The 23,833-nt window shown below is 70.3% G+C and carries 20 protein-coding genes; 16 read left to right on the top strand and 4 right to left on the bottom strand.

The window, feature by feature from the left end; genetic code table 11:
* The first annotated feature begins 116 nt into the window (after window positions 1-116).
* The 4 genes from ACZ45E_RS12175 to ACZ45E_RS12160 all read left to right on the top strand — a co-directional run bounded on the left by ACZ45E_RS12175 (window position 117) and on the right by ACZ45E_RS12160 (window position 7,821).
* Window positions 117-3,326 (top strand): NACHT domain-containing protein, encoded by a 3,210-nt coding sequence (locus ACZ45E_RS12175; protein WP_468219602.1) that lies wholly within the window; start codon window positions 117-119, stop codon window positions 3,324-3,326.
* 147 nt (window positions 3,327-3,473) lie between these two features.
* Window positions 3,474-5,639 carry an ATP-binding protein gene (locus ACZ45E_RS12170; protein WP_468219600.1) on the top strand — a complete coding sequence of 722 codons (2,166 nt, stop codon included), beginning with the start codon at window positions 3,474-3,476 and terminating at the stop codon, window positions 5,637-5,639.
* Window positions 5,639-7,216, top strand: a complete 1,578-nt coding sequence (locus ACZ45E_RS12165) for an ABC transporter substrate-binding protein (RefSeq protein WP_468219598.1) — start codon at window positions 5,639-5,641, stop codon at window positions 7,214-7,216. The genes ACZ45E_RS12170 and ACZ45E_RS12165 overlap by 1 nt, the downstream gene beginning before the upstream one ends.
* Before the next feature lie 128 nt (window positions 7,217-7,344).
* Complete coding sequence (locus ACZ45E_RS12160; RefSeq protein WP_468219595.1) at window positions 7,345-7,821, top strand: Pycsar system effector family protein; 477 nt, start codon at window positions 7,345-7,347, stop codon at window positions 7,819-7,821.
* Window positions 7,822-7,976: 155 nt separating this feature from the next.
* Here ACZ45E_RS12160 and ACZ45E_RS12155 read toward each other — a convergent pair whose 3' ends face one another.
* Window positions 7,977-8,264, bottom strand: coding sequence for a DUF6355 family natural product biosynthesis protein (locus ACZ45E_RS12155; RefSeq protein WP_468219592.1), 288 nt, complete (start codon window positions 8,262-8,264; stop codon window positions 7,977-7,979).
* A gap of 472 nt (window positions 8,265-8,736) precedes the next feature.
* Between ACZ45E_RS12155 and ACZ45E_RS12150 the strand changes: the two genes are divergently transcribed.
* A complete protein-coding gene (locus tag ACZ45E_RS12150; RefSeq protein WP_468219590.1) occupies window positions 8,737-9,309 on the top strand; it encodes a dihydrofolate reductase family protein in 573 nt (190 codons plus the stop codon).
* A gap of 205 nt (window positions 9,310-9,514) precedes the next feature.
* Window positions 9,515-10,699 carry a glutathione-independent formaldehyde dehydrogenase gene (locus tag ACZ45E_RS12145; RefSeq protein ID WP_468219587.1) on the top strand — a complete coding sequence of 395 codons (1,185 nt, stop codon included), beginning with the start codon at window positions 9,515-9,517 and terminating at the stop codon, window positions 10,697-10,699.
* An 80-nt stretch (window positions 10,700-10,779) separates the two neighbouring features.
* On the opposite strand, the gene ACZ45E_RS12140 is transcribed toward ACZ45E_RS12145, so the two are convergent.
* Complete coding sequence (locus ACZ45E_RS12140) at window positions 10,780-10,950, bottom strand: hypothetical protein (protein WP_468219586.1); 171 nt, start codon at window positions 10,948-10,950, stop codon at window positions 10,780-10,782.
* A 340-nt stretch (window positions 10,951-11,290) separates the two neighbouring features.
* Here ACZ45E_RS12140 and ACZ45E_RS12135 point away from each other — a divergent pair, with 340 nt between their 5' ends.
* Genes ACZ45E_RS12135 through ACZ45E_RS12125 form a run of 3 tightly spaced genes read left to right on the top strand, consistent with a single transcriptional unit; the run spans window position 11,291 to window position 13,391 of the window.
* Window positions 11,291-12,088, top strand: a complete 798-nt coding sequence (locus tag ACZ45E_RS12135) for a pyrroline-5-carboxylate reductase family protein (RefSeq protein WP_468219583.1) — start codon at window positions 11,291-11,293, stop codon at window positions 12,086-12,088.
* A gap of 56 nt (window positions 12,089-12,144) precedes the next feature.
* Window positions 12,145-12,507 (top strand): PadR family transcriptional regulator, encoded by a 363-nt coding sequence (locus ACZ45E_RS12130; protein WP_468219581.1) that lies wholly within the window; start codon window positions 12,145-12,147, stop codon window positions 12,505-12,507.
* Between the two features lie 5 nt (window positions 12,508-12,512).
* Window positions 12,513-13,391 carry a hypothetical protein gene (locus ACZ45E_RS12125; protein ID WP_468219578.1) on the top strand — a complete coding sequence of 293 codons (879 nt, stop codon included), beginning with the start codon at window positions 12,513-12,515 and terminating at the stop codon, window positions 13,389-13,391.
* A gap of 696 nt (window positions 13,392-14,087) precedes the next feature.
* Here the strand turns inward: ACZ45E_RS12125 and ACZ45E_RS12120 are convergent.
* Complete coding sequence (locus tag ACZ45E_RS12120; RefSeq protein WP_468219576.1) at window positions 14,088-14,486, bottom strand: ATP-binding protein; 399 nt, start codon at window positions 14,484-14,486, stop codon at window positions 14,088-14,090.
* Between the two features lie 438 nt (window positions 14,487-14,924).
* On the opposite strand from ACZ45E_RS12120, the gene ACZ45E_RS12115 reads away from it, so the two are divergent.
* The 7 genes from ACZ45E_RS12115 (at window position 14,925) to ACZ45E_RS12085 (ending at window position 22,815) form a co-directional block, all read left to right on the top strand.
* A complete protein-coding gene (locus ACZ45E_RS12115; RefSeq protein WP_468219575.1) occupies window positions 14,925-15,770 on the top strand; it encodes an alpha/beta fold hydrolase in 846 nt (281 codons plus the stop codon).
* A 313-nt stretch (window positions 15,771-16,083) separates the two neighbouring features.
* Window positions 16,084-17,004, top strand: a complete 921-nt coding sequence (locus ACZ45E_RS12110) for an ABC transporter ATP-binding protein (protein ID WP_468219573.1) — start codon at window positions 16,084-16,086, stop codon at window positions 17,002-17,004.
* Window positions 17,001-17,741 carry an ABC transporter permease gene (locus ACZ45E_RS12105; protein WP_468219570.1) on the top strand — a complete coding sequence of 247 codons (741 nt, stop codon included), beginning with the start codon at window positions 17,001-17,003 and terminating at the stop codon, window positions 17,739-17,741. Before ACZ45E_RS12110 ends, ACZ45E_RS12105 begins: the two co-directional genes overlap by 4 nt.
* A gap of 8 nt (window positions 17,742-17,749) precedes the next feature.
* The gene (locus ACZ45E_RS12100) at window positions 17,750-18,907 is read left to right on the top strand and encodes a sensor histidine kinase (protein WP_468220051.1); all 1,158 of its coding nucleotides are present in this window, start codon (window positions 17,750-17,752) and stop codon (window positions 18,905-18,907) included.
* Window positions 18,904-19,536, top strand: coding sequence for a response regulator (locus tag ACZ45E_RS12095; protein ID WP_468219568.1), 633 nt, complete (start codon window positions 18,904-18,906; stop codon window positions 19,534-19,536). Before ACZ45E_RS12100 ends, ACZ45E_RS12095 begins: the two co-directional genes overlap by 4 nt.
* A gap of 227 nt (window positions 19,537-19,763) precedes the next feature.
* Complete coding sequence (locus ACZ45E_RS12090) at window positions 19,764-22,466, top strand: DNRLRE domain-containing protein (protein ID WP_468219564.1); 2,703 nt, start codon at window positions 19,764-19,766, stop codon at window positions 22,464-22,466.
* 16 nt (window positions 22,467-22,482) lie between these two features.
* Complete coding sequence (locus ACZ45E_RS12085) at window positions 22,483-22,815, top strand: hypothetical protein (RefSeq protein WP_468219563.1); 333 nt, start codon at window positions 22,483-22,485, stop codon at window positions 22,813-22,815.
* A gap of 165 nt (window positions 22,816-22,980) precedes the next feature.
* Here the strand turns inward: ACZ45E_RS12085 and ACZ45E_RS12080 are convergent, their stop codons facing one another.
* On the bottom strand, window positions 22,981-23,775 hold the full coding sequence (locus tag ACZ45E_RS12080; RefSeq protein ID WP_468219561.1) for an MBL fold metallo-hydrolase: 795 nt from the start codon (window positions 23,773-23,775) through the stop codon (window positions 22,981-22,983).
* Window positions 23,776-23,833: the final 58 nt, after the last annotated feature.

The raw sequence follows: 23,833 nt of genomic DNA, 5'->3' as shown, positions 1-23,833 counted from the left end.
CCTGCGGCCCGACATCGACGCGGCATTCCCGCGGCTGGGCCCTGTGTGTGCAGGAGGAGCCCTATGGTGGACAGCGTGCGTGTGCACCAAGAGGCGCACGCCGACGGGGGTGGGCTGTGGAACCGGGCGCAGTGGGGCTGCGGGTCGCGTCCGCGGTGGTGGTGCCGTTACTGAAGCGGCTCGTGCTGCCGCCGGCCAAGGCACCGGGGGCGGAGTTCGGCGAACGGCCCGTCCGGATACGGCACATGTTGTCCTTCGTGGGGGACCATCCCACGGTCAGCCGGGACGATCTGCACCGGCTCTCCCGCGAGTTGGTGCGGCGCGCGGTCCGCGCGGCCGGTCCGCACGAGCGGCCCATCGAGGACGACGAGCACGACGCCGTCGGCCAGGCCCTGACGCGGACCCTGTTCGCCTTCGGCGACCTGGACATGGACGACGTACAGATCTTCCTGCTCGGGCCCGAGAGGCTCGCCGCCGCGCTCTCCCGTCAGGCCGGCCCCGACACCCGGCGGCTGCTGACCCGGGACGCCGCCCTCTTTCACGACCGCCTCCTGGAGACCGCCTGCGTCCACCTGGTGCGCTTCTTCACCCAGCGACCCGGCTTCGAGGCGCGGGCACGGTTGGAGGGCTCCCGCGAACTGCGCGACGTGCACGCCACGTTGGACGTCGTGCTGCGTCGCGTGTCGGGCGACGACTGGGCGGCCGTCGACGGCCGCTTCGAGGAGAACTATGCGCGCTACGTCGTCCGACGCCATGGAAAGCTCACCATCTACGGCGTCGACCTGCGCGACCCCGGAGGCCAGGAATGGCCCCTGGAGTCCGCCTACTTGAGCCTGCGCGCCGTCGCCTCACCGACCCCCGAGGACGACACCTCCGAATCACCCCACGACGAGCGCGAGTCGGGACTGGAGGAGAGCGTCGAGGCGGCCCTCGCCACCCGGGGGCGCGTCCTGCTGCACGGCCTCGCGGGGACCGGCAAGACGACGTTCGTGCAGTGGCTCGCGCTCACCGCCGCGCAGCAGGACAGCGTGCCGGGCCATCTGCCGCAGCTGCTGGGCCGCGTCCCCTTCGTGCTCCCGCTGCGCACCCTCGCCCGCGAAGGCGCCCGGCTGCCGCTGCCCGAGGACTTCCTGCGGTGGATGGACTGCCCGCTGGTCGGCACCGAACCCGACGGCTGGGCCACCCGCGTCCTGCAGAACGGCCGCGGCCTGCTCCTCGTCGACGGCCTCGACGAGATCCCCAAGGCCGACCGCACCCGTACCCGCACCTGGCTGCGCGAGCTCCTCGGCGTCTTCCCCGGCAACCTGTGGCTCGCCACCACCCGCCCCTCCGCGCTCGCCCCCGGCTGGCTGAGCGGTGAAGGGTTCCACGAGTACACCCTCGACGCGCTGCGCCCCGGCGACCTCCAGCACTTCATCCGGCGCTGGCACACGGCGGCCGGCGCCCGCCCAGGACTCGACGAGGAGCTGATCCGGTCCCTGCGCGCCAACCCCGGCCTGAGCAGGCTCGCCACCAACCCGCTGATGTGCAGTCTGATCTGCGCCCTGCACCGCGAGCGCCGTGGCTTCCTGCCGCGCGGCCGCGCCGCCCTCTACAAGGCGGCCCTGTCCATGCTGCTCGAACGGCGCGACATGGAGCGGGAGGTGTACGGCCGCGGCGGGGCGCCCGAGCTGGACGAGGAAGCCGCCACCGAACCGCTCAAGCGCCTCGCGTACTGGCTGATCCGCAACGAACGCACGCAGATCGAGCGCGACGACGCGGTGGACGTGGTGCGCCGCCTCCAGCCCCAAGTACCCAGCCTGGACCACCTCGGAGAGCCCGAGGACGCTCTGCAGTACCTGCTCGAACGCTCCGGTCTGCTGCGCGAACCCGCGGCAGGCGCCGTCTGCTTCGTGCATCGTACGTTTCAGGACTACCTCGGGGCGAAGGCTGTGTTGGAGGAACGGGACTTCGGCATGCTGGTGAAGAACGCGCATGTCGACCAGTGGGAGGACGTGGTCCAGATGGCCGTCGCACAGGCCGATCACAACGGCCGCGCCGATCTGCTGATGCGGCTGAGCGACCGCGGCAACCGGGAGAAGGACGGCACCGTCCAGGCCCGCCTGCGTCTGCTCGCCCTCGCCTCACTGGAACAGGCGACCCGGCTGGAACCCGCCGTACGGCAGACCATCGAGACCGAGGCGGCCAGCATGCTGCCGCCCCGCAGCCTGCGCCAGGCCCGGGTGCTCGCCCGCACGGGACCACTCCTGCTCGGCCTGCTGCCGGGCGCCGCTGAACTCGACGGCGACGAGGAACTCGCCACGGTCCACGCGATCTGCCAGATCGGCGGGGACGCCGCCATCACCCGGCTGCGCGAATTCCTCGGCACCCGCCAACCCGCCGTCCGCGCCCAACTCCTCGGCCACTGGGACCGGTTCGACACCGACACCTACGCCGACGAGATCATCCGGCCGCTGCTCGCCACCTCCCCTGAGGAGCCCGTCACCGTACGCTCCACTGCCGAGCTGACCGCTCTCGCCACCATGCCCGGATGTGAACGCGTCGGCATCCACGGCGACTTCGACCCCGCGGCGATCAGGGCCGCCCTCGACCCGGGGCGCCTGCGCGAGCTGCGGCTGCGCGGCGCCCTGCGCCTGGAGGACCTGGCGCTTCTCGACGACTTCGGCGCCCTCGAAGAGCTGACCCTGCAGAGCTGTCGCAATCTCACGGACCCGGCGCCGCTGACCAGGCTGCCCCGCCTGCGCAGCCTGGCCCTCGCCGACCTCCCGCAGTTCGAACCGCTGTCGGACCTGGCGGGCTGCGCGCAACTCGTCGCCCTGCACGTAGGGGCCGACGTGCCCTGGCGCGGCCTCACCGAACTGCCCTACCTCGACCGGCTGCGGATCCTCGCGCTCCCCCCGGGCACCGTCGAACTCGGTGACATCGCCCGCGGCGTACGGCTGGAGGAGTTACGTCTGCACGAGGCCGGGGACAAGCTGCTCCCCGACGACTGGGGCAAGGCCCTGGCCGAGGTCGAGACGCTACGCACCCTGACCCTGTCACCGGAGCAGCTGAGCGTGCTGCTCTTCGGCCAGCGAGCGGAGATCTCCGCGGTCACCCACCTCTACGTGTACGCGAAACCCGGTGCCCCCGTCTCGCTGCGGCGCATCGCCCGCTGGCTCCCCGGCCTGGTGGAGCTGCACCTCACCCAGGGGACCGACATCGACCTGTCGTCCCTGAAGGCCATGAGCGCGTTGCGCCGGGTACGGCTCGCCTACTCGCGCAACGTGCGGGCGGCCGAGCAACTGCCCGCCGGAGTCCATCTGGAGATCTATCCGCACCCCTGAGGGCCCCGACGTGCCGCGACGGTGACGGTGTGCCTGGAAACAGATGGTCCCCGTCGGTAAGTTCGGCCACGAGGACGGGGGTTGGGGACATCGAGAGCGCGCCCGGAGGGCGCCCGGAGCACGCCGAGGGGAACCGGGACACTTCTGATGAACAGGTCGTCAGTGCCATTCCTGTACGCACGCGACCCCGTGGTGCGCACCCTCGTCCCCTCGCTGACCGGCCTCGCCTACGACGAACGGGCGCGCAGGAAAAGGGAGTTCGGTGACGATGTGCCGGTCGTCCTGCTCACGGGCCAGCACGGCACGGGCCGCAGCGCCGTCCTCGAAGGACTGGCCCGGCACTACCACCGGAGACTGCCGCTCGCCCATGTGCGGGTGGTCCCAGCCGGCAGCCATGTCGAGCCGGACGCCGTACGGCCCGTCCCGGCAGGCGGACCCGGGGCTGTCCGCGCCGCGGATCTGGCGGAGATCATGGAGCAGCTGGTGTGCGCGTTCGCACCGGCCCTCACCCGGTTCCCGACGCTGGTGCCCGGCTTGTTCGCCGTGTCCGGCTGGCACGCGGGTGACGCCGAGGAGCGGGACGCCGTCTGTGCCCGCCACGCCCGCACCCTCATCGCCTGCGGCCTGCGCAGCGGCGACGAACGGGAGGTGGCCCGCGCGTGGGCCGCGCAGGTCGAGGCGTCCATCGTCGCGCGCGCCGGGACCGAGGCCGAGGAGGCGGAGGAGGCCGACTCACTCCCGGTCACCCGGGCCATCCTGCGGGAACTGGAGACGCTGCGTCCGCTGGGCCCCGCCCGCCAGTGGTACGAAGGCCGGCGGCCACGGGCCGAGGACGCCGGGGACGGCCGGGACCCGCTGGTCGAAGTCGGCCGCCGCTTCCATCGCGGCGGCGACTACCGGCGCGCCGTCGAGCACGACCTCATGGCGGCCTTCCTCCAGGAGGTCGCCTCGGCCTACGGCGGCCTACGCCGCTGGAACCGTGAAGCGTGGCCGCTGATCCTCCTCGACGAAGCACACACCGCCGCGGGACAGCGCTTCCTCGACCTGCTGCTCGACCACCGGGCCGCGCCGCGGCGGCCCGTCCGTGACCGGATCACCGTCGTCGCCACCCGCCTCGGCGACGTACCCGAGGACGAGGCCCCGTACGCCGTGCGCCGTGAACTCGACGACCTGCTGCCTCCGGCGGGCGGCCGGCAGCGCGACCACATCGCACACGTCTGGCAGCGCACCGGACACGACCCCTCCGCCGGGCTGCTCGTCGTACCTCTCACCCCGCTCGGCCGCGACGACGTCCTGGCCATGCTCGACCGCACCTCGTCCCGGCTGCTCCACCCCCACCTGGCCTCCGCGCTGCACGCCCTGACCGGTGGGCACCCGCTGGCCGGGAAACTGCTCTGCGACGCCGTGGTGCACGCGGCCGGACAGAACCGCACGGTCACCCCCAAGGACCTGCTGAACCTGGAGACCGAGAGCGGCCGGCCCGTCACCCAGGTGCTCCTGGAGGAGCTGCTCCCCGACCGGCGCCAGCGCGAGCGGCTCGTCGTACTCTGCCTCGCCCGGGACCACGAGGCCGCCGAGGCACTCGCCGAGGACCTGGGCCTGGACGGCCCCGAGCAACTGCCCGTGAACGCGGCGGCCCGCTACCTCGTGGAGCGGCAGTGGCAGTCGCCCGTACCGTCCCGACTGCCGCTGGTGACCAACCCGCTGCTGCAGACACTCCTCGTCCACGAGGCCCGCCGCACCCTGCCGCCGCACGACGAACCGTACAGCTGGCACGAGATCCACCGCTTCCTGCACCTGCACCACGTCCGGCGCGCCGACACCGAGGAGGCCGACGCGCTGCGGCACAGCCTGGCCGCCGGGAACGCGGTGCAGGTGGTGGACATGCTGGCCGACGAGTTCAGCGCCGAGGAGGCCGAACAGAGCGTCGAGCACTGGCTGCTGTGTCTGCGGCGCTGCGCCTCCGCCCCGACACCACCGACCGGCAGCGCCCCCGACGGCGCTGCCCCCTGGACCGACCAGCGCGTGGAGATCGCGCTCGGCGAGCACGCCTCCCGCTACACCCACCTCGACGAGGCCGGCCGGGGCATCAACCGGCTCCTGCACGCCCTGTGGTACCTGTCCGAGCCGTACGCCGACGCGGCCATCGACCCCGACGCGGAGACGCTGTGCCAGGCCGTCGGCGACGAACTCGGCTTCCTCTCCCGGCGCCACTCCACGTGGTACGCGGCGCTCGGCAGGGGCGCCCGCGACTGGCCGACCGCCGCCCGCAGACGACAGCCCCTGCCCATCCCCGCCAGCGAAGGATCATGATGTTCAGTGGCCGACCCAAGGAGTGGGGCCCGCTGGACTGGGGCGTCGCCCTCATCGTCGTACTCGCCCTGGCAGGCGGCCTCTTCTTCTGGCAGCAGTCCCGGCCCGGACCCTGCGGTGACGGCATGGACAAGCGCGGGGACGACTGCGTCGGCGTCACCGAGCGGGCCTTCGAGACGGGGGACGCCACCATCGACCGTCTCCTGCGCGCCGTCGCGGACGAGAACGCCGACGTGCGGCGCCAGTGGGACGATCCGCAGGGCGACATGGCCCGCATCCCGTACGTGCGGATCGCGCTGATGATGCCCTTCACCTCGGACTCCACCAGCGCCATGACCCGCGAGATGATCCAGCGCTCCCTGGCCGGCGCCCTCGCGGCGCAACAGCAGGCGAACCGGGCCGGCGGCCCCCACTACCAGCTGCTGCTCGCCCCCGACGGCCGCGACCTCGACCAGTGGAAGGGCGTCGTCGACCGCCTCGACGAACTGACCCGGGACAGGAAGGCACCCCTGGTCGGGGTGACCGGCATCCCCAGCAGCACGACCGACACACGCGATGCGGTCACGGAACTGTCCGACCGCTCCATCCCCACCGTGGGCCCCGTGATCACCGCCGCCTCGATGAACTCCCGCTACTTCTTCAAGACCTCCCCCAACAACGAGCAGTTCTCCCAGGCCCTCGCCGGCTACCTGAAGCAGCATCCGGAGAAGGGGCGCGGCTTCCTCGTCTGGGACAGCCGCGAGGGCGACGTCTACTCGCAGGATCTGCGGGCGGTGTTCGAGAAGCGTTTCGACGCCCGCTACGACCTGGAGGAGAACAACTCCCACTTCATCGGTTCGTCCGGGGACGACCAGGGAATCCCGCAACGGTTCGCCGACGCGGCTGAGAAGATCTGCCGCAAGAAGGTGGACACCGTCTTCTTCGCCGGCCGCGACCAGGACCTGCCCGCCTTCGTCAACCGCCTCGCGGAGACCGGGAGTTGCGACCGGAGCCAGAAGCTGCGGATCCTGAAGATAGGCATCGGCCTCGAACCCACCCTGAGCACCGAAACCATCGAGCGCGCCCTGAAGTCCATCAACGCGACCATCGTCGACGCCTCCGCCTACGACCCCGCCTGGGCGGACGGCGAAGGGGCCCCGCCCCGCGGCTCCGCCGCCTTCCTGGCCCGCTTCCAGGAACTCGAAAAGGCCTACGAGTTGGGCCCTTCGGCGCTCTCGGACGGCTACGCGGCGATGTACTTCGACGGTTTCGCCCTCCTCGCCGGCGCGGTGGACCGCACCTACAGCGAGGTCAACGAGGGTGGAGCACAGACCCCGGAGCCCGCCCGGCTGCCGACGGCCAAGGACGTGTACAGCACGCTGACCACGTCGACCATCGACGGTTCGGTCTGCAGCGGCTGCCTGGTGGGCGCGAGCGGCACCTACGGCTTCGCCGGCCCCGGGGAGAACGACCAGTGGGCGGTCTGCAAGCCCGTCCCGATCGTCGAGTACCCGCCCGCCTCGGACGCCCCCGCCCCGAAACAGCGACCGCCGTACCGCACCTACCGCGGCGACCGAGCGGACGCCTGCCCCGCCTGAGACGCGGCGCCGGCTCCACCTGATGCTCAACCTGATGTAGGGAGACGCTCAGTGCAGCATGCGAAAATCGGTCATCCAAGAAACCGCGGGTCACATGCGTGCGTCTTCTGGCTCGGGACGGATGCCTGATGGCACAGGAACCGGCTGACAGCAGTGAGCGCGTATCGAAGAACCTGGATGAGGCGCTGGCCACTCTCATGAGTGAACTCGTGCGAGCGGATGCCAAGGCCAACACCATTCTCGCGTTGACCAGCTTGGGTCTGGCCTTCCTCGCTACGCGTCGAGGTCATGGCACCCAGCCGCTCGCCGTGATGGCAGTGGGCGGTACCGGCGCTGCCTGTCTCGTGATCGCAGCCGTGCTCCTGGTGATCACGGTCCGTCCTGTCCAGGTGGGCAACCCTGATCTGGAGGACTGGACGCGCTGGGCCACGCTGGACCCCACCACGCTCGAACAACACATGCGGGCTGATCTGCGGGCCAAGAGAGTGTCCGTGCTGGCCCGATTGCTGCGGGACAAGTTCCGGCGACTGCAACATGCGGTCAACTTCATCCTGGCCGGCCTCGTGCTGCTGATCGCGGCCGCGATCCTCTCCCTGCTCCTGTAACTCTGGTCGTCTCCACCGGCTGCGCGGCCGACAGTAGTCACCGTGGCCACCTGCGCCGACCTCGACCAGCACCCCGAGGGCCTCACCGGAGTTCGGGGAACGGAAACGGTGACCGTTCCCCGAACGGAACCGCGGGTGCTCCTACGCGGTCCAGGTCAGCATGTGCGGCCGGTGTACCAGGCGCCGTCGACACCGGAAGCAGTGCCGATCCAGGTCACGCCCGGTCCCACACACTGCTCGCTGTTCGGTCCCCAGTCGTCGATCTCGATGACGATGCGTGAACCGTCCGAGGTGCAGTGGTTGTAGTAGGCGTCGGATTGGGTTTCGTAGAAGCCGCAGGGGTTGGCCGCGGCCGGGCCGGCGCTCACGGTGACCGCGCCGACGGTGGCGAGGAGGAGAGCGACGGGACCGAGAACACCGGTCGCGATACGAGGAAGACGCAAGGAGAACTCCAGACAGTAGAGGACGAGAGCCCGAACCGCAGGTTCCTGCCGATCCGTTGACGACGAACCGAGATTCGCAGACCGGACCAGGCGTTTCGGCCTCATGGGCGCCCTTCACCCGACGAATCGATTCGCTTCAGGGCCGATCGGTTGGTGTTCGCCCGTTCCTCGTACACGGGCCGTATGGAGGTGCCCCGGACCCCGCGGGTGTCGACATCAAGGACGCCGACCACACCTCGAACCCCATCGAGCGCGGCCCCGCCCAGCCGCGACAGCCTCGGCGGGACGCCCACGGCCCTCGACACCGGTTCGGCCGTTGCGGTCGCCGGAAAAGTGTCGGGCGCGGATCGATGAGTTCCTTCATGTGCATCAGTCATAGACCGTGATTGATGCGCCGCAGCAGAAGGGGCGGTGGGAGCGTCCACCGATCCGATCCGCCGAGAATCAGACACGAGATACCGAGGACCCGTACATGCGTACTCTGATCAGCACTGCCTTCATCTCGCTCGACGGCGTCGTGGAGGCCCCGGGCGGCGAGCCCGGCTACCGGAACTCCGGCTGGACCTTCAAGGACGTCGAGTTCCTGCCCGAGGCGTTCGAGATCAAGGGCCGCGAGCAGCAGGAAGCCGCGGCGATGCTGATGGGCCGGACCAGCTACGAGGCGTTCAGCCCGGTGTGGCCGGACATGGCGGAATTCGCCGACTACAAGACGATGCCGAAGTACGTCGTCTCCACCACCCTCACCGAGGACGACCTGGTGACGAACTGGGGCGAGACGACGATCCTGCGCTCGCTCGGCGACGTCGCCGCCCTGAAGGAGACCGAGGGCGGCCCGATCATCGTCCACGGCAGTGCCGCTCTGAACCAGGACCTCTCGGACGCCGGCCTGATCGACCGCTACCACCTGCTCGTCTTCCCGCTCCTGCTCGGCGCGGGCAAGCGGCTGTTCAGCGCCACGGACAAGGACACCCAGAAGCTGAAGCTGGTTGAGCACGAGGCGTTCGCCAACGGCCTGCAGAAGAACGTGTTCGACGTCGTCCGCTGACACGACCCTCGCGCACGGCCCGCCCCGCCGCGCGGCTCTCCGTCACTCCCGGACTCGCGGACACCGGCCCTCCACCTGATCATGGGAGTGGCCTACGGCGCAGGCCGGCCGCTGCCGGGGTACAGCTCCTGAGGCTGGGCACGCGGCCGCGGGCCTCACCAGGACCCCCACGACGGGGCCGGACCGCTGGTGGAAGGACGTCCCGATGAAGGCAGTGGTCTATGACGGCCCGCGCACCGTATCCGTGCGCGACGTCCCCGATCCGGAGATCGAGCAACCCACGGACGTCGTCGTGCGCATCACCTCCAGCGCGCTGTGCGGCACCGATCTGCACATGTACGACGGCCGTATCGGCGCGGAACCCGGCCTGGTGCTGGGCCATGAGCCCCTGGGCACGGTCGAGCGAACGGGCTCGGCAGTCACCGCCGTTGCCGAGGGCGACCGGGTCGTCCTGCCCACCCACCTGTACTGCGGTACGTGCCCCCAGTGCGCTCAGGGGCTGACCGCGGCATGCAGTCGTATCCGCCCCGGTTCCTTCGGCGCGGCCTATGGATACGCAGGCATGGGACCGTACCGGGGCGCCCAGGCCGAACTCCTGCGCGTGCCCTTCGCCGACGCCAACTGTGTGCCGCTGCCCGGCACTCCGGGCGACTGCCACGAGGACGCCTTCGTCCTGCTCGCGGACGCTTTCGTCACAGGCTGGCACGCCACCGAACTCGCCCGGGTGCGGCCCGGGCGGAGCGTCGCGGTGTTCGGGGCCGGCACCGTCGGCCTCCTCGCCGCCCACGCCGCGATGATCCGCGGCGCCGGCCAGGTCTACGTCGTGGATCACATCCCCGAACGGCTCTCGATCGCAGCCGGGTTCGGTGCCGTGCCCGTCGATTTCACTGTGAGCGACCCGGTCGAACAGATCCGCGCCCACCGGGCAGCTCAAGGGCTGCCTCCGGGCGAGAAGCACATGGACGGTGTGGACTGCGGCATCGACGCGGTGGGGTTCCAGGCCCTGGACCGTATGTCCACGCAGCACAGCGACCCGTCCGAGAACCCCGGCCAGGTCATCGCCGACCTGGCCCGCCTCGTGAATCCGGCAGGCGCACTGGGCATCGCCGGAGTCTTCGCGGCCAAGGACCTGGATCCCGCCCCGAACGGTCACGCGGACGGGACCCTGCGGGTCCCCTGGGCCACGCTCTTCGACAAGGGCATCCACGTCGGCTTCGGCCGCACCCACGACCGCCGCTACACCCGCCTCCTGCGCGACCTGATCCTCGACGGCCGGGCCCACCCGGAAAAAGTCATCACCCATCACGGGGCCCTTGAGGACGCCCCCCACCTCTACAACGCGTTCGACCAGCGGTCCGAAGGCGTCGTCAAGGCGATCATGCGTCCCTGACGTCAGGAGGGCGTGGCGCGGGTGAGGGACGGCGCGCCCTGCCTACGCCTTCAGGCCCTCCTGCGGTCGGTCACCAGGTCCTACATCGACAGGGAGCGACGCCTACGACGACGGCGCCGCGCGGCTCGTTCCCCCGCCGCGGCCGCATCCTGTTCCGTGGCGCCCTGGGCGACAGCCTTCTCGTAGGCTTTCGCGCGTGACTCGTCCATCTTCCGTGCGGTCCGCTCGTGCATGCGGGAGAAGAGACCCATGGCGCTTCCTTCGTAGCTGGGGCGGATTGGTCGTTGCCCCCATCATCGGCTGAACGCGACCCATCGGGCATCAACCGATCGGCTCGGATCGTGTCGTCCGCCTGCCGGCCGCGGGTGATGGGGCTGCCGCGACGTTCGCCGATGGGCGTCTCGCGCTTTCAGGTCCCGCGTACTCCGGACGGTTCTCTCCAGTGTGCGACGGCGAAGCGGGCCGGGTGGAATAGGGGGCAGTCGAGCGCATGCCTTTGCCTCGGTGCGGTGGCCGGCCTTCGCGCGGCATTACCCGGGCGCACCGGGAGCAACGTCGACACGGGCGTCGACACGGACAAGGCGGAGTCATATGGGCACGGCACGGCAAGTGGTCGCGTTCCTCGGCGTGGGCGCGATGGGCGAGGCGCTCCTGACTGGAGCGCTGACCGGAGGTCTCGATCCGGACGACGTGTGGATCGCCGCGCGGAGCCAGGAGCACGTCGACGCCCTGACAGCCTCGTACGCGGTGCACGGGACGACCGACAACGCGACGGCCGCCTCGAACGCCCGGCTCGTCGTCCTGGCCGTACCACCCGCGGGTCTGACGGATGTGCTGGCCGAGATCGCCGGGCAGTTGCAGGACGGGGCCGTGGTCGTCTCACTCGCCGACGGCATCACCCTCGCCGATCTGGAGGGTCTGCTGCCCGGCGGAGTGGCCGCCGCCCGGGCCATGCCGAGCCTGACCGCGCGGGCCGGGCACGGTCTGACGCTGCTCACCCCCGGTGCGTCCTGCTCGGCGGACCAGGCCGACGCGGTCGCGGGCTTCTTCGAGCGGTCCGGAAACGTTCTGCGGATCGCCGAGGAGCAGCACGATGTGCTGAGCCCTCTCAGCAGCGGCGGCCCCGCCTATGTCTTCTACCTTGCGGACGCGATGATCGAAGCGGGCGCCGTCCGGGGCGTTCCCCGCGAGCTGGCTCGTGAGATCGTCACTCACGTGATCACCGGCAGTGCCGCCTGGCTCCGGGCAGACACCGACGAGGTGGCCACCCTCCGCGAGAAGGTCTGCGCCCCGGGAGGAACGGGCGTCCGTCGTATCGCCACCCTCGACCGCCACGCCGTACGCGCCGCCATCGTCTCCGCTCTCACCCAGGACCCGGACGGGCCCTGAGCCGGGTCGGAGCAACGCGTCCTTCATAGTCCGTTGAATGGACTATGGTTCCGGTTATGGCTGATGCTGATCGCAAGAAATCCTTGCAGGAACCGACCCTGCTCATCCTCACCGCTCTGGCGGACGCGCCCCGTCACGGTTACGCGTTGGGCCAGGAGGTCATGGAGATCTCCGGGGGCCGGGTGAAGCTGCGCACCGGCACGCTGTACGGCGCTTTGGAGCGCCTGCAGTACGAAGGGCTCGTCGAGGTCTTCGCCGAGGAGCGGGTCGACGGCCGACTGCGCCGCACCTACACGTTGACCGCGATGGGCCGTCGGACGCTGGCCGTCGAGGCGCGGCGCCTGGCCGCCACCGCTCGTGAGGCCACCCGCCGCCTCAAGAAGGGCGCCGTCAACGATGCCGCGGGGGCCCTCGCATGACGGACATGGCAGATATGACGAACCCGGCGGACTCGAAGGGCTCTCGGCCCGCCCCGCGCGTCCTCTGGTTGTATCCGCGCCGCTATCGCGCCACGCACGGCGTCGAGATCACGCAGATGTACCGCGATGCCACCGACGGCGCGGACGCAGGGGTCCGGCGCCGCGAGGAGTGGGACATCGCCGCCCACGCCCTGCGCGTGCGCACCGCCCTCACCTCCCACCAGTTGCTGGGCCGCTTCACCCTGGCCGCCGCCCCGTACGCGCTGGCGGCAGCCGTCTCGCTCGCCGGTGCCCGACTGACCTGGGCGGCAGTCGACGTGATCAGGGACGGCAACACGGCCGCACTCCCTTCCGCCGGCGCGCTGGTGGTGCTCCTGGCCACGCTGGCGGCCGGAGCACTGGCCTGTGCGGGCCGCTGGCCGCTCGCCCGGGTGCTCAGCGCGCTGCCCGTGGTGTTGCTCGTCGCCCAGGTGCACGCTTCCGCGTGGCTGTTGCCGTTGCTGGCGGTGGTGGTGCTGATGCCCGGGGCCGCCGCTCCGGCCAGGACCGACCGGCACTTGGCCCCGGCTCTCGCCATGCTCACGTGGCTGCCCGCCTTCCCGGTGGCACTGGCCGGGGTGAGTACGCTCGGCGCCGGCATGATCGGTCAACTCGGTCCCGTCATGCTGGTGTTGGCACTGCGCACCGCCGCACGGGGCTGCCGCCTCCGCCATGTCCTGGCTGTCCTTCTCGCGGGCCTGCCCTGGACCGTGATGCCGACTGGTTCGCCGATCGGCCTGGCCATCGTGGTGGCGGCGTTGACCCTGGCGTGGGGGGTGGGACGCGCGGCGGGCGCCCGTCACCGGGTCACCGCCCGACCGGGACACGATCACCCCCGGGCATGAATCTGTCCACTTGACGAGGCGGTTTCGATCAGGTTCGCCGTACGAATGCTTGCGGATTTCCGGTGGCCAGGACCGTTACCAAGCCCACTGGCGCGGCCGTCGGGTCCCTGGACCCCAGGGGGTGCGAGCCCGTACCTGCGATGCGGGCTCTGTCGGTCAGTTGGTGGCGGGGCCGGGATTCGCTCGTCGCCGTCGATCGCGGCGAGGGCGTAGACATCGGCGGTGCGGCTGCGGCCGATCATCTTCAACTCCACAGCACGGCCTTCAGTAGTTCGCCCGTGCGGTTCTGATCGGTCGGGCGCAGCTCACTGGCCTGCGGGGGCGTAGCTGGTCAACGCCGTGCTCGGGGTGCTGGGCCGATCAGTATCGTCGACGGGACGCGACGACGACCGCGGCGGCAGCCATGATCAAGATCAGCCACCCCCACAGCGGCATGCCTGTGTAGGCCAAGCCGGCCAACGCGGCGAATGACATGTGACCTCCTGTTTCCCCCGCCCAAGTGCCCGCCTGCGAGCTTGTCATGCCCCCTACGGTGAACCGACCCGCCCCAGAGGAACGGATCAGCACCGCGCGGTGCGACACCGGTGGCGAGCTGCTGAAGCTCCCAGCCGTCCGACCCGGTTCCGGGCCCGGTTCCGGAACCGGGTCTACGTCCGACGGGTGTGCGGCGGGGGCGCGGGATGAGGTGGCCTGTCGCTAGAGGGGGAGGAGCGCGGACACCGTTTTTCCTCCGTGGGGGCGGCGGGTGACCGTGGTGGTACGGGCGAGGCGGTTGACCATGTCCCAGCCGAAGCCCCCGGTGCCGTGGCTGAGGTCCGGAGTGCGATGGCGCGGCGGTTGCGGGCTGGGGTCGTCGACGGCCACCTCGATGACGTCGGGGTGGGCGGTCAGACGAAGGGTGTAGCTGCCGCCGCCGTGGCGCAGGGCGTTGGTGACGAGTTCGGAGACGATCAGCACGATGGTGTCGGCCGCGTCCGCGCTGACCGGCGGCTGCCGCAGGGCGCCGAGGAAGGCTCGCGTGGCCTCACGCGCGTCGGCGACGGTGTTGGCGTCGGTGTCGAGGGTGCTCGTGGCGCCGGGGCATGTCAGTTCCATGAGGTTCACCCTGGTATCTGTCGGCCTGTGTACGGCGGGTCCGGTGTACCCGCCGGTTCTGCCCCGTCCAGCACCTCCCCAACCCACGAGCTGACGAATATCTTCGCATTCTGTACCCGTAAATCTATGTTCGCCGAAGTAGACATTGGACTGTGCTGTGGTTATGGTTTCTGCCGTAGCCGAGCTGGGAGAAGGCCCGGCAGGCGGGCGGACGGACGGACAAGGAAGGCCGGTGCGCCGTCCGGGTCGGCCGTTGGTGCAGCAGCTCTTTCAGGGGCCCTGGGGCCGTGTGGCGCCAGGGCCCCTCTCCACGCGCGCAACAAGAGAGGGAAGAGGCGGGGCCGCCGTCTGGCATCCGAGGCCGGCCCGCCGACGGCACCCGCCGCGCGCACATGGCGTCTTCATGCAGAACTGGGACCTATGGAAAGGGAACGGAAAATGGTTCGGGCCGACTCGGCGAGTGGGCGGGTCCTGACCGCTGCGCAGGTCACGCAGCGGAACAACGTCACCGTCACCGGCAACCCGGAGGGCCGCACCGTCGTGCTGGCCCACGGGTTCGGCTGTGACCAGAACATGTGGCGCCTCACCGTGCCCGCACTGGCCGACGAGTACCGGGTCGTGCTCTTCGACTACGTGGGCTCGGGCCGCTCGGACCTGACCGCGTTCACCGCGGAACGCTACGCCTCCCTGGACGGCTACGCCCAGGACGTCGTGGAGATGTGCGAAGCGCTCGATCTGCGCGACGCCGTCTTCGTGGGGCACTCGGTCAGCGCCATGATCGGCGTACTGGCGGCCGGGAGGGCCGCGGACCGTATCGGGGCCCTGGTCATGGTGGCCCCGTCCCCGCGGTACATCGACGACGATGGCTACCGGGGCGGCTTCAGCGCGTCCGACATCGAGGAACTGCTGGAGTCGCTGGAGTCGAACTACCTGGGCTGGTCGTCCGTCATGGCGCCGGTGATCATGGGCAACGAGGACCGGCCCGAACTCGGCGAAGAGCTCAAGAACAGTTTCTGCGCCACCGATCCGTCCATGGCGCGCGTCTTCGCCCAGACCACGTTCCTCTCGGACTCCCGCGACGACCTCAAGAGTGTTCGCGTGCCGACGCTGGTGCTGGAGTGCACCCAGGACGCGATCGCGCCGCGGGAAGTGGGCGCCTTCGTCCACCGGGCGATCCCCGGTTCGCGACTCGTCACACTCGACGCGACCGGGCACTGCCCGCATCTGTCCGCACCTGCCACCACCAACAAGGCGATCGTCGACTTCCTGACGAGCCTGCGCTGAAAGCCCGCTCCGGAGCGGGAGGCGCCGCGACGAGACAGCCCTCTTCCGCTCACCCTCACCGCAACTCAGCCACACACCGGCCGCTGCTGCCTCGCGACGCCGACGGGTCTTAAGGGACCCGGTCCAGCCGACCGAACGTCGCCACGGCCATGGGTGGAGCCCTGCTGGGCAAGACCCCTGCCGAGTGCACCGCGACGATCGAGACGAACGCCGGCAAGAGCACCCGTCACGGGTCCCGCATGACAGATGTCATGCGGGACTCGCGACGCCGGACACTGCCACCCGGCCCCGCCGACCGGCGACGATGGGCGGCATGAACACAGACGCAGCGGTCACCTTCGCCGCCGTGACGAAGTCCTACGGCGCCGTCAAGGCCGTCGACGGCCTCAGCCTCACCCTGCACCCGGGGGAGACCGTCGCTCTGCTCGGCCCCAACGGCGCGGGCAAGTCCACCGCCCTCGACCTGCTGCTCGGCCTGCGCCCCGCGGACAGTGGCGACGTCCGGGTCTTCGGCGTCGCCCCGCGCGACGCGATCGTCCAGGGCCGGGTCGGTGCCATGCTGCAGAGTGGCGGGCTGATGGACGAGGTGACCGTGCGGGAGCTGGTCCGGCTGGCCTGCGCCCTGCACCCCAAGCCGTACCGGGCCGATGACGTGCTGGCCAGGGCCGGCGTCACCCAGATCGCCGACCGGAGGGTCAACAAGCTCTCCGGCGGCCAGGAGCAGCGCGTCCGCTTCGCCCTTGCCACGGCGGGCGACAGCGACCTCATCGTCCTCGACGAGCCGACGACCGGTATGGACGTCTCGGCCCGCCAGGCGTTCTGGGCGACCATGCGGGAGCAGGCCGACCAGGGCCGCACCGTGCTGTTCGCCACGCACTACCTGGAGGAGGCCGACGCGATCGCCGACCGCGTCCTCGTGCTGCACCGCGGCCGCCTCCTCGCCGACGGGACGGCTGCGGAGATCAAGGCGAAGGCGGGTGCCCGCAAGGTCTCCTTCGACCTGGAGGGCGAGATCGACGCCGCCGCCATCAAGGCGCTGCCGTTCCTCACCGCCGTGGACATCTCGGGCCAGACCGTCCGCATCCAGTCCACCGACGCCGACGCGACCGTGCACGCGCTCTACGGGCTCGGTGTCTACCCGCGCAACCTCGAGGTCGCCGGACTCGGTCTCGAGCAGGCCTTCGTGGCCATCACCACAGCGGAAGAAGCCGCCGAGGAGGCGAACGCAGCGTGAACAGCCTCATCAAGCTGGAGATCACCCGCGCCCTGCGCAACAAGAAGTTCCTGTTCTTCTCAGTGATCTACCCGTCGGTCCTGTTCCTGCTGATCGCGGGCAGCGCCGACAGCACCACGATCGTCGACGGCACGGGCCTGAACCTACCCGCGTTCATGATGGTCTCCATGGCCTCCTTCGGCGCCCTCACAGCCGTGCTCATGGGCAACAGCGAGCGCATCGCGAAGGAGCGGGAGAGCGGCTGGGTACGGCAGTTGAGGCTGACGACGCTGCCGGGCCGTGGCTACGTACTGGCGAAGACGGCGAGTGCCGCGGTCGTCTCCCTGCCCTCAATCGTGATCGTCTTCGTCGTGGCCGCCACCTTCAAGGACGTACGTCTCGACGCCTGGCAGTGGCTCGCGCTCACTGGCGCGATCTGGGCGGGCAGCCTCTGCTTCGCCGCGCTCGGGGTCGCCATCGGTTACCTCGCGTCCGGCGACGCCGTCCGCCCGATCACGATGATCGTCTACTTCGGTCTCTCCATCCTGGGCGGCCTGTGGATGCCGACCACGACGTTCCCGCAGTGGCTGCAGAACATCGCCGCATGGCTGCCCACGCACGCCTACGCCGCTCTGGGCCGGGCCATCGAGCTGGGGAACGCGCCGCACGGCAAGGACGTCATGCTGATCGTCGTGTACTTCCTGCTCTTCGCGGGCGGCGCGGCCTGGCTGTACCGGAAGGACACGTTGAAGGCGTGAGCACGCAGATGGACGGTCCGCCCGAGGTCCCGGGGATCGGCAGACCGCCGGAGACCCGCCGTGAGTCCTACGTGAAACTGGTGTGGATCGCGATGTGGCTCGCCTTCCTCGGCAGCCCGGTCGCCGACCTGCTGCGGGACGACCACGCCCCGGTGGGCACGGTCCTCGGCTGGCTGGGGCTCGTGGCGTTCGCCGGCTGCTACGTGGGCCTCGTCCTGCGGCAGACCGGCAGGCCGACGGAGCCGGTCGTGGTCCGCGGCTGCCTGACCGTGCTGGCAGTCTTCGCCATCGCCCTGCCCCTCACGCTGGGGGACGAGTGGCTGGTCCTGTTCGTGTACGTCTCCGTGGCCTGCGGCGCCGTACTCCCGCTGAAGTGGACCCGTACGGCGATCCTGGCGACGACGGCCGCGCTGATCGCCACCGGGCTGCTGCTCGGTGCCGACCCGCAGTACTGGCTCCTCATCCCCACGCTGCTGGGCGGCTTCTCCATGATCGGGGTGCGCGAACTGGTCCGTACGACCCGCGAGTTGCGCGAAGCCCGCGCTCAGGTAGCCCAGCTCGCCGCGAACGAGGAGCGGCTGCGGCTCGCCCGCGACCTGCACGACCTCCTCGGCCACTCCCTCTCGCTCATCACCCTCAAGAGTGAACTCGCGGGCCGCATGCTGCCCGACCACCCCGGCAAGGCGGCCGACCAGGTCGCCGACATCGAGAAGGTGAGCCGCCAGGCACTCGTCGACGTGCGCGAGGCCGTCACCGGGTACCGCAGACCCCGGCTGGCCGCCGAACTCGCCGGCGCACAGGCGGTGTTGACGGCAGCGGGCATCGCGGCGGAGGTGCCCGCCGACGTTCCCAACCTGCCCGGGACGGCCGAGGCGACCCTCGCCTGGACGCTGCGCGAGGCCGTCACCAACGTCGTACGGCACAGCGGGGCGCGCCGCTGCACGGTCACCGTCACCCGGCGCGAGACCCTCGGCGGGCCGGTCGTCGAGCTGAGCGTCGAGGACGACGGCGCGGGCCCGTCCGGTGCGCCGCCCGGCAACGGCCTGAACGGCCTCGCCGAACGCCTGGCCGCGGTCGGCGGCACCCTGGAGACAGGGACCGCGCCCGCGCGCGGCTTCCGCCTGGTGGCCCGGGTCCCGGCCGCCTCCGTAGGATCCGCCGCATGAGCACGGAGAACGGCAAGGGCGACGGGATCAGGGTGCTGCTCGCCGAGGACCAGTCGATGGTCCGTGAGGCGCTCGCCGCGCTGCTCGGCCTCGAGCCGGACATCGAGGTCGTCGCGCAGGTGGCACGCGGCGACGAGGTGCTGGCCGCCGCCCTCGCGCACCGGCCGGACGTGGCCCTGCTCGACATCGAGATGCCGGGCTGCACGGGCATCGAGGCGGCGGCCCGACTCCGCGCGGAACTGCCGGAGTTGAAGGTGGTCGTCCTCACCACGTTCGGCCGCCCCGGTTATCTGCGCAGCGCCATGGAGGCGGGCGCCAGGGCGTTCCTGGTGAAGGACGCCCCCGCGGCCCAACTCGCCGAAGCCGTCCGCAGAGTCCTCGCGGGCGACCGCGTCATCGACCCCACGCTCGCCGCGGCGGCCCTCGCGGAGGGCGCCAATCCGCTGTCGGATCGCGAGCGCGAGGTGCTCCGCGCGGCGGCGGACGGCCGCACCAACGCCGAACTGGCCGCAGCCCTGCATCTGTCACAGGGCACGGTCCGCAACTACCTGTCCGTGGCGATCCAGAAACTGGCGGTCCGCAATCGTGCGGAGGCGGTACGGACCGCGCGGGACAAGGGCTGGCTGTAACCGTTCGGTTCAGCTTCGACCGGGCCGGACGGCCGGGCAGGCCCACCGCCACGAGGACACAACAGCCACGAGTACTCCACACAGACTTCGGTATATGTCCTGGTCATCGGCGTGGGCGTGGAGATCACCGGCCCGGAACGTGTGATTGTATGGGAGTTGTAAAGAACAAAACAGCCCGTGCGACGCGCTTCGGGGCGTGCGGGGCTGTGTATCGGAAAGCAGCACGAATGAAGAGCACTTGGCGTGTCTGGCCCATAGGCACCGCCGGCATAGCCGTCCTGACCGCAGGGGCGGTGCTTGTCTCCACCCCCAACGTCGCCACGGCAGTGGGGAAGCCGAACGCCGCGGAGAAGGAGATCGACTCCGTCGCCACACAGTTGGAGCGGACGCTCGCGGCCCTCGATGCTCATCCCATCACGGAGGCCGAGACGGTGGAGGCGGCGCTGGAGGCCGCCAAGACGCAGGGGCGCCGGGTGGAGGTCCTGCAGATGCGGACCGAGACGGACACGGTGTACGCGAACCCCGACGGCACGTTGACGACCGAGGTGGCCGCCGGCCCCGTTCGCATGGTGCGCGACGGGAAATGGGTCGACGTCGATGTCGACCTCAAGCGCTCGGCCGGCGGTGGCGTCGAGGCCGTGGCCCACCCTGAGAACCTGAAGCTGGCCGGCAAAGAGGGCACGCCGGCCAAGTCGCTGGCAGCCGTGGCGGAAGCAGCCCCGGCACAGGCGAATGACCTGGTGTCCATCGGACAGGGGCAGGGCAAGATCGCCCTTCAGTGGAAGGGCGGGCTGCCGGCCCCCCGACTGGACGGAAACCGGGCCACCTACAAGGACGCCGTTCCCGAAGGTGACCTGATCGTCGAGGCCACCCGTACGGGCTTCGAGCAGTTCCTGCGCCTCAACGAGGTGCCGAAGGACGGCGCACCGATGGTCGTTCCGATGACCGTCCCCGACGGCACCAAGGCCCGGCAGAACCCTGACGGGTCGGTCACCTTCAGCGACTCCTCCGGTGAGAGGACCGCGGTGATGCCCGCTCCGACCATGTGGGACAGCCGGCGCGATTCCCGGTCGTTCGAGCGGACCAACAGCCGTCGCGTCGACACGGAGATGAGCCAGGACGGCAATACCGTCACGCTCACCCTGACCCCGGACGCCGATTGGCTCAACGATCCCAAGACGCAGTACCCGGTGACGATCGACCCCGCGGCCGACGCGCTGGACGTACTGTTCGACACCTTCGTCCAAGGCGGCGACACCACCGACCAGTCGGCGAACACCGACCTCAAGCTCGGCTGGCCCGGTGACTACGAGGGCAGCACCAAGCGCATCGCCCGGTCCTTCGTCACCTTCAGGACCTCGCCCTTCGCGGACTCCCTGGTGTCGAAGGCGAATCTGAAGCTGTGGAACTACCACTCGTGGTCTGCCGAGGCACGTGGCTGGGAGGTCTGGGCGGCCGATCCCGCGGACCGGAACACCCGTTGGACCAAGCAGCCGGCCATGACGGAGAAGATCGCCACCTCCACCGAGACCAAGCCCGCCACCAGCCCCGGCTGGGTCAACGCGGACGTCACGAAGCTCGCCCAGACCTGGGCATCCGCGAAGGCCGACACCGGCTCGGTGGCCCTCAAGGCGGTCGATGAAGCCGACACCTACGGGTGGAAGCGCTTCTACTCGGCCAACGCCACCGACCAGGACAAGATCCCCACCCTCGAAGTCACCCACAACTACCGGCCCGGCGCGGGGAGCAACCTCCAGGCCGGCACACCGTTCATCTCCAGCGGCGGCATCTTCAAGGTGGACTCCACCACCCCCACGCTGCGCGCTTCGATGACCGACAGCAACGCCGACGACAGTGTTCAGGGCACCTTCCAGATCACCGACGACGCCACCGGCAAGGTGGTCGCCACCGTCAACTCGGAAGAGGTGCCGTCCAACACCACCGCCTCCATCAAGGTGCCCGCCGGCAAGCTCACCTCCGGTAGGACGTACAGCTTCCGCACCACTGCGTTCGACGGCACCCACTACGCCACCGGCTGGTCTCCGTCGGTGAAGTTCTACGTCGACACCGCGTGGAAGCCGACGGACGCCGAGAACACGCTGGGCCTGGCCAACCTGTACTCGGAGGCGGCGGACGTCACCGCGGCCACGTCCTCCGACGACACCTACGCCTCCATCGCCGCCACGGAGGAGAACACCGTCCGCGTGCCGTGGGACGGCCAGAACAAGCCCGTGGACGTCCAGAACGAACAGATGCCCACCAAGCTCACCATCCCCGGGGCGACATCCAAGGGAACCCAGGTGGGCGGCAACGTGGTGTACACATCCAGCGGTGCGGTCGACACCGTGGTCCAGCCGACCGTCGACGGCGGATCGCGCACCCTGACCATCATCAAGAACGCCTCCGCGCCGCACGACTACGAGACCGGCTACACCATCCCGGCCGGCATGAAGGCTGTCGTCCACGAAGAGGACGGGTCTGTCTCGCTCTACTCCGAAGGCGACGAGGACACCTCAAAGGCACCCACCAAGGAGCCTGCCGGCTTCTTCGAAGCCCCCTGGGCCAAGGACGCCAACGGCAACGATGTACCCACCAGCTACAAGGTCGTGGGTAACAAACTGGTGCAGCACGTCGAGTTCGACAGCAACAGTGCCTTCCCCATCGTCATCGACCCCTCCTGGTGGTCCACCACCAAGAAGATCTTCAACTGCGCCGTGCGGGGTATCGCCCCGATCGCCCTCACCTTCACCCCGTCGGGATCGACATACCGTGTGATCACCGCGATCCGCCTGGCCAAGAAGATCGGTTTCAAGAAGGTCGCCAAGCTGATCTACAACTACTCCAAGCGTCGCAAGATGAAGCTCTCCTTCCGCAAGATGGTCGGGACGCTCATCGGTATCGACGGCATCAAGAAGTACTGCAAGTTCTGACCACCGGAGATCCACGTTGCTCAACGTCATCGCAACAGCCGTCCTGCTGGCGGAGCTGGGCGTCCTGATCCGGTACCGCTTGGTGCGCCGCCGCCAGGAGCGCCCCTCCAACTGGCCTGAGCTGACCGACTATCGGTACGGCCACGTGGCCGCGGCCCTGGCGGCGGCTGTCGTCGGATGGGCGCTCGCCGGGCAGGACATGAGCTGGGGCCCCATCGTCGGCACCCTGTTCGTCGGAGTGATCGTTCCAGCGGTGGCCGCCCTCGCCGCCACCGTGCTGTGGAACGCACCGACCGCTTGGGCGATCTGCCTCGTGGGCGGCTTCACCAGCGGTCTGGCCCTGTCATGAGCTGACGACAGCGGCAGGCACTGATCGCCCGTTGCGGCATACGCGAAAGCGGCTGCCGCAACGGGCGATCACGCGTGGGGGGCCGGGCGCAGACCGGCAGCGGCGGGGTGCCTGTGTCGGCCGGCGCACGACCGTGTCCGGTGTACGGGGTGGGCGCGCCTGGGGTCAGCCGCGGACGCCGAAGTCGAGGCGGTCGGTAAGCCCGGCGGTGGCGAAGGCGGCGACGAGCTCGTCGCCGCCCTCGGTGAAGTGGGCCCAGCTGTCGTAGTGGACGGGGACCACGCGGGCGGCGTCGAGGATCTTCGCGGCCTGGGCGGCCTGGGCGCTGTCCAGGACGATCAGCCCGCCGCCGAAGAGATCGGGGAAGCGGGGCGCTCCGGCGAAGAGGAGGGCGGTGTCCACCGGGGCGAAGCGCTCGGCGATCTCCTTGACCGCGCCGAGGGAGGCGTTGTCGCCGCTGACGTAGACGGTGGGCAGTCCCTCGCCGGACAGGACGAACCCCACGACCTGGCCGCAGACCGGCTCGACCTCCTCGCGCTTCCCGGGTCCGTGGATGGCGGGCACACCGGTCACGGTGACCGTGCCGGGCCCGCCGTCCCGGCGCTCGAGCTCGACCGACTGCCAGTCGGCGAGGCCGGTGGCCGCCTCTCCGAGACGTTCGCCGCCGCCGGGGGTGGTGAGCGTCAGAGGGACGTCGGTGAGCAGGGCCCGGCCGGAGGTGTCGAGGTTGTCGGCGTGCTCGTCGTGCGAGAGGAGGACCACGTCGACGCGGCCGAGATCGGCCGGGCTGCCGTCAGGCCCTGCCGTCTTGGTCAGCACGACGGCCGGCGCCGGGTGGTCGCCGGGGCCGTCGAAGGTCGGATCGGTGAGAAAACGCAGGCCGGCGTAGTCGAAGAGGGCGGTGGGGCCGCCGAAGACCCGAACGGGGAACGGGGAGGTCTGCACGGACGGGGAAGTCACGGAAGAAGTTCCTCACGGATAGATGGCTCGTCAAACGTGAGTCGACTGTAGGCGCGCC

Source organism: Streptomyces sp. NPDC030991 (genome assembly GCF_055571235.1).
This window is presented reverse-complemented; position numbering and strand designations above follow the sequence as displayed.

Bases quoted from the DNA above. Each gene is read 5' to 3' on its own strand.
- ACZ45E_RS12125 (WP_468219578.1), top strand. From the start codon at position 12,513: ATGGCAGATATGACGAACCCGGCGGACTCGAAGGGCTCTCGGCCCGCC.
- ACZ45E_RS12150 (WP_468219590.1), top strand. From the start codon at position 8,737: ATGCGTACTCTGATCAGCACTGCCTTCATCTCGCTCGACGGCGTCGTG.
- ACZ45E_RS12160 (WP_468219595.1), top strand. From the start codon at position 7,345: ATGGCACAGGAACCGGCTGACAGCAGTGAGCGCGTATCGAAGAACCTG.
- ACZ45E_RS12100 (WP_468220051.1), top strand. From the start codon at position 17,750: ATGGACGGTCCGCCCGAGGTCCCGGGGATCGGCAGACCGCCGGAGACC.
- ACZ45E_RS12115 (WP_468219575.1), top strand. From the start codon at position 14,925: ATGGTTCGGGCCGACTCGGCGAGTGGGCGGGTCCTGACCGCTGCGCAG.
- ACZ45E_RS12140 (WP_468219586.1), bottom strand. From the start codon at position 10,950: ATGGGTCTCTTCTCCCGCATGCACGAGCGGACCGCACGGAAGATGGAC.
- ACZ45E_RS12090 (WP_468219564.1), top strand. From the start codon at position 19,764: ATGAAGAGCACTTGGCGTGTCTGGCCCATAGGCACCGCCGGCATAGCC.
- ACZ45E_RS12110 (WP_468219573.1), top strand. From the start codon at position 16,084: ATGAACACAGACGCAGCGGTCACCTTCGCCGCCGTGACGAAGTCCTAC.
- ACZ45E_RS12165 (WP_468219598.1), top strand. From the start codon at position 5,639: ATGTTCAGTGGCCGACCCAAGGAGTGGGGCCCGCTGGACTGGGGCGTC.
- ACZ45E_RS12120 (WP_468219576.1), bottom strand. From the start codon at position 14,486: ATGGAACTGACATGCCCCGGCGCCACGAGCACCCTCGACACCGACGCC.
- ACZ45E_RS12170 (WP_468219600.1), top strand. From the start codon at position 3,474: ATGAACAGGTCGTCAGTGCCATTCCTGTACGCACGCGACCCCGTGGTG.
- ACZ45E_RS12145 (WP_468219587.1), top strand. From the start codon at position 9,515: ATGAAGGCAGTGGTCTATGACGGCCCGCGCACCGTATCCGTGCGCGAC.
- ACZ45E_RS12135 (WP_468219583.1), top strand. From the start codon at position 11,291: ATGGGCACGGCACGGCAAGTGGTCGCGTTCCTCGGCGTGGGCGCGATG.
- ACZ45E_RS12095 (WP_468219568.1), top strand. From the start codon at position 18,904: ATGAGCACGGAGAACGGCAAGGGCGACGGGATCAGGGTGCTGCTCGCC.
- ACZ45E_RS12130 (WP_468219581.1), top strand. From the start codon at position 12,145: ATGGCTGATGCTGATCGCAAGAAATCCTTGCAGGAACCGACCCTGCTC.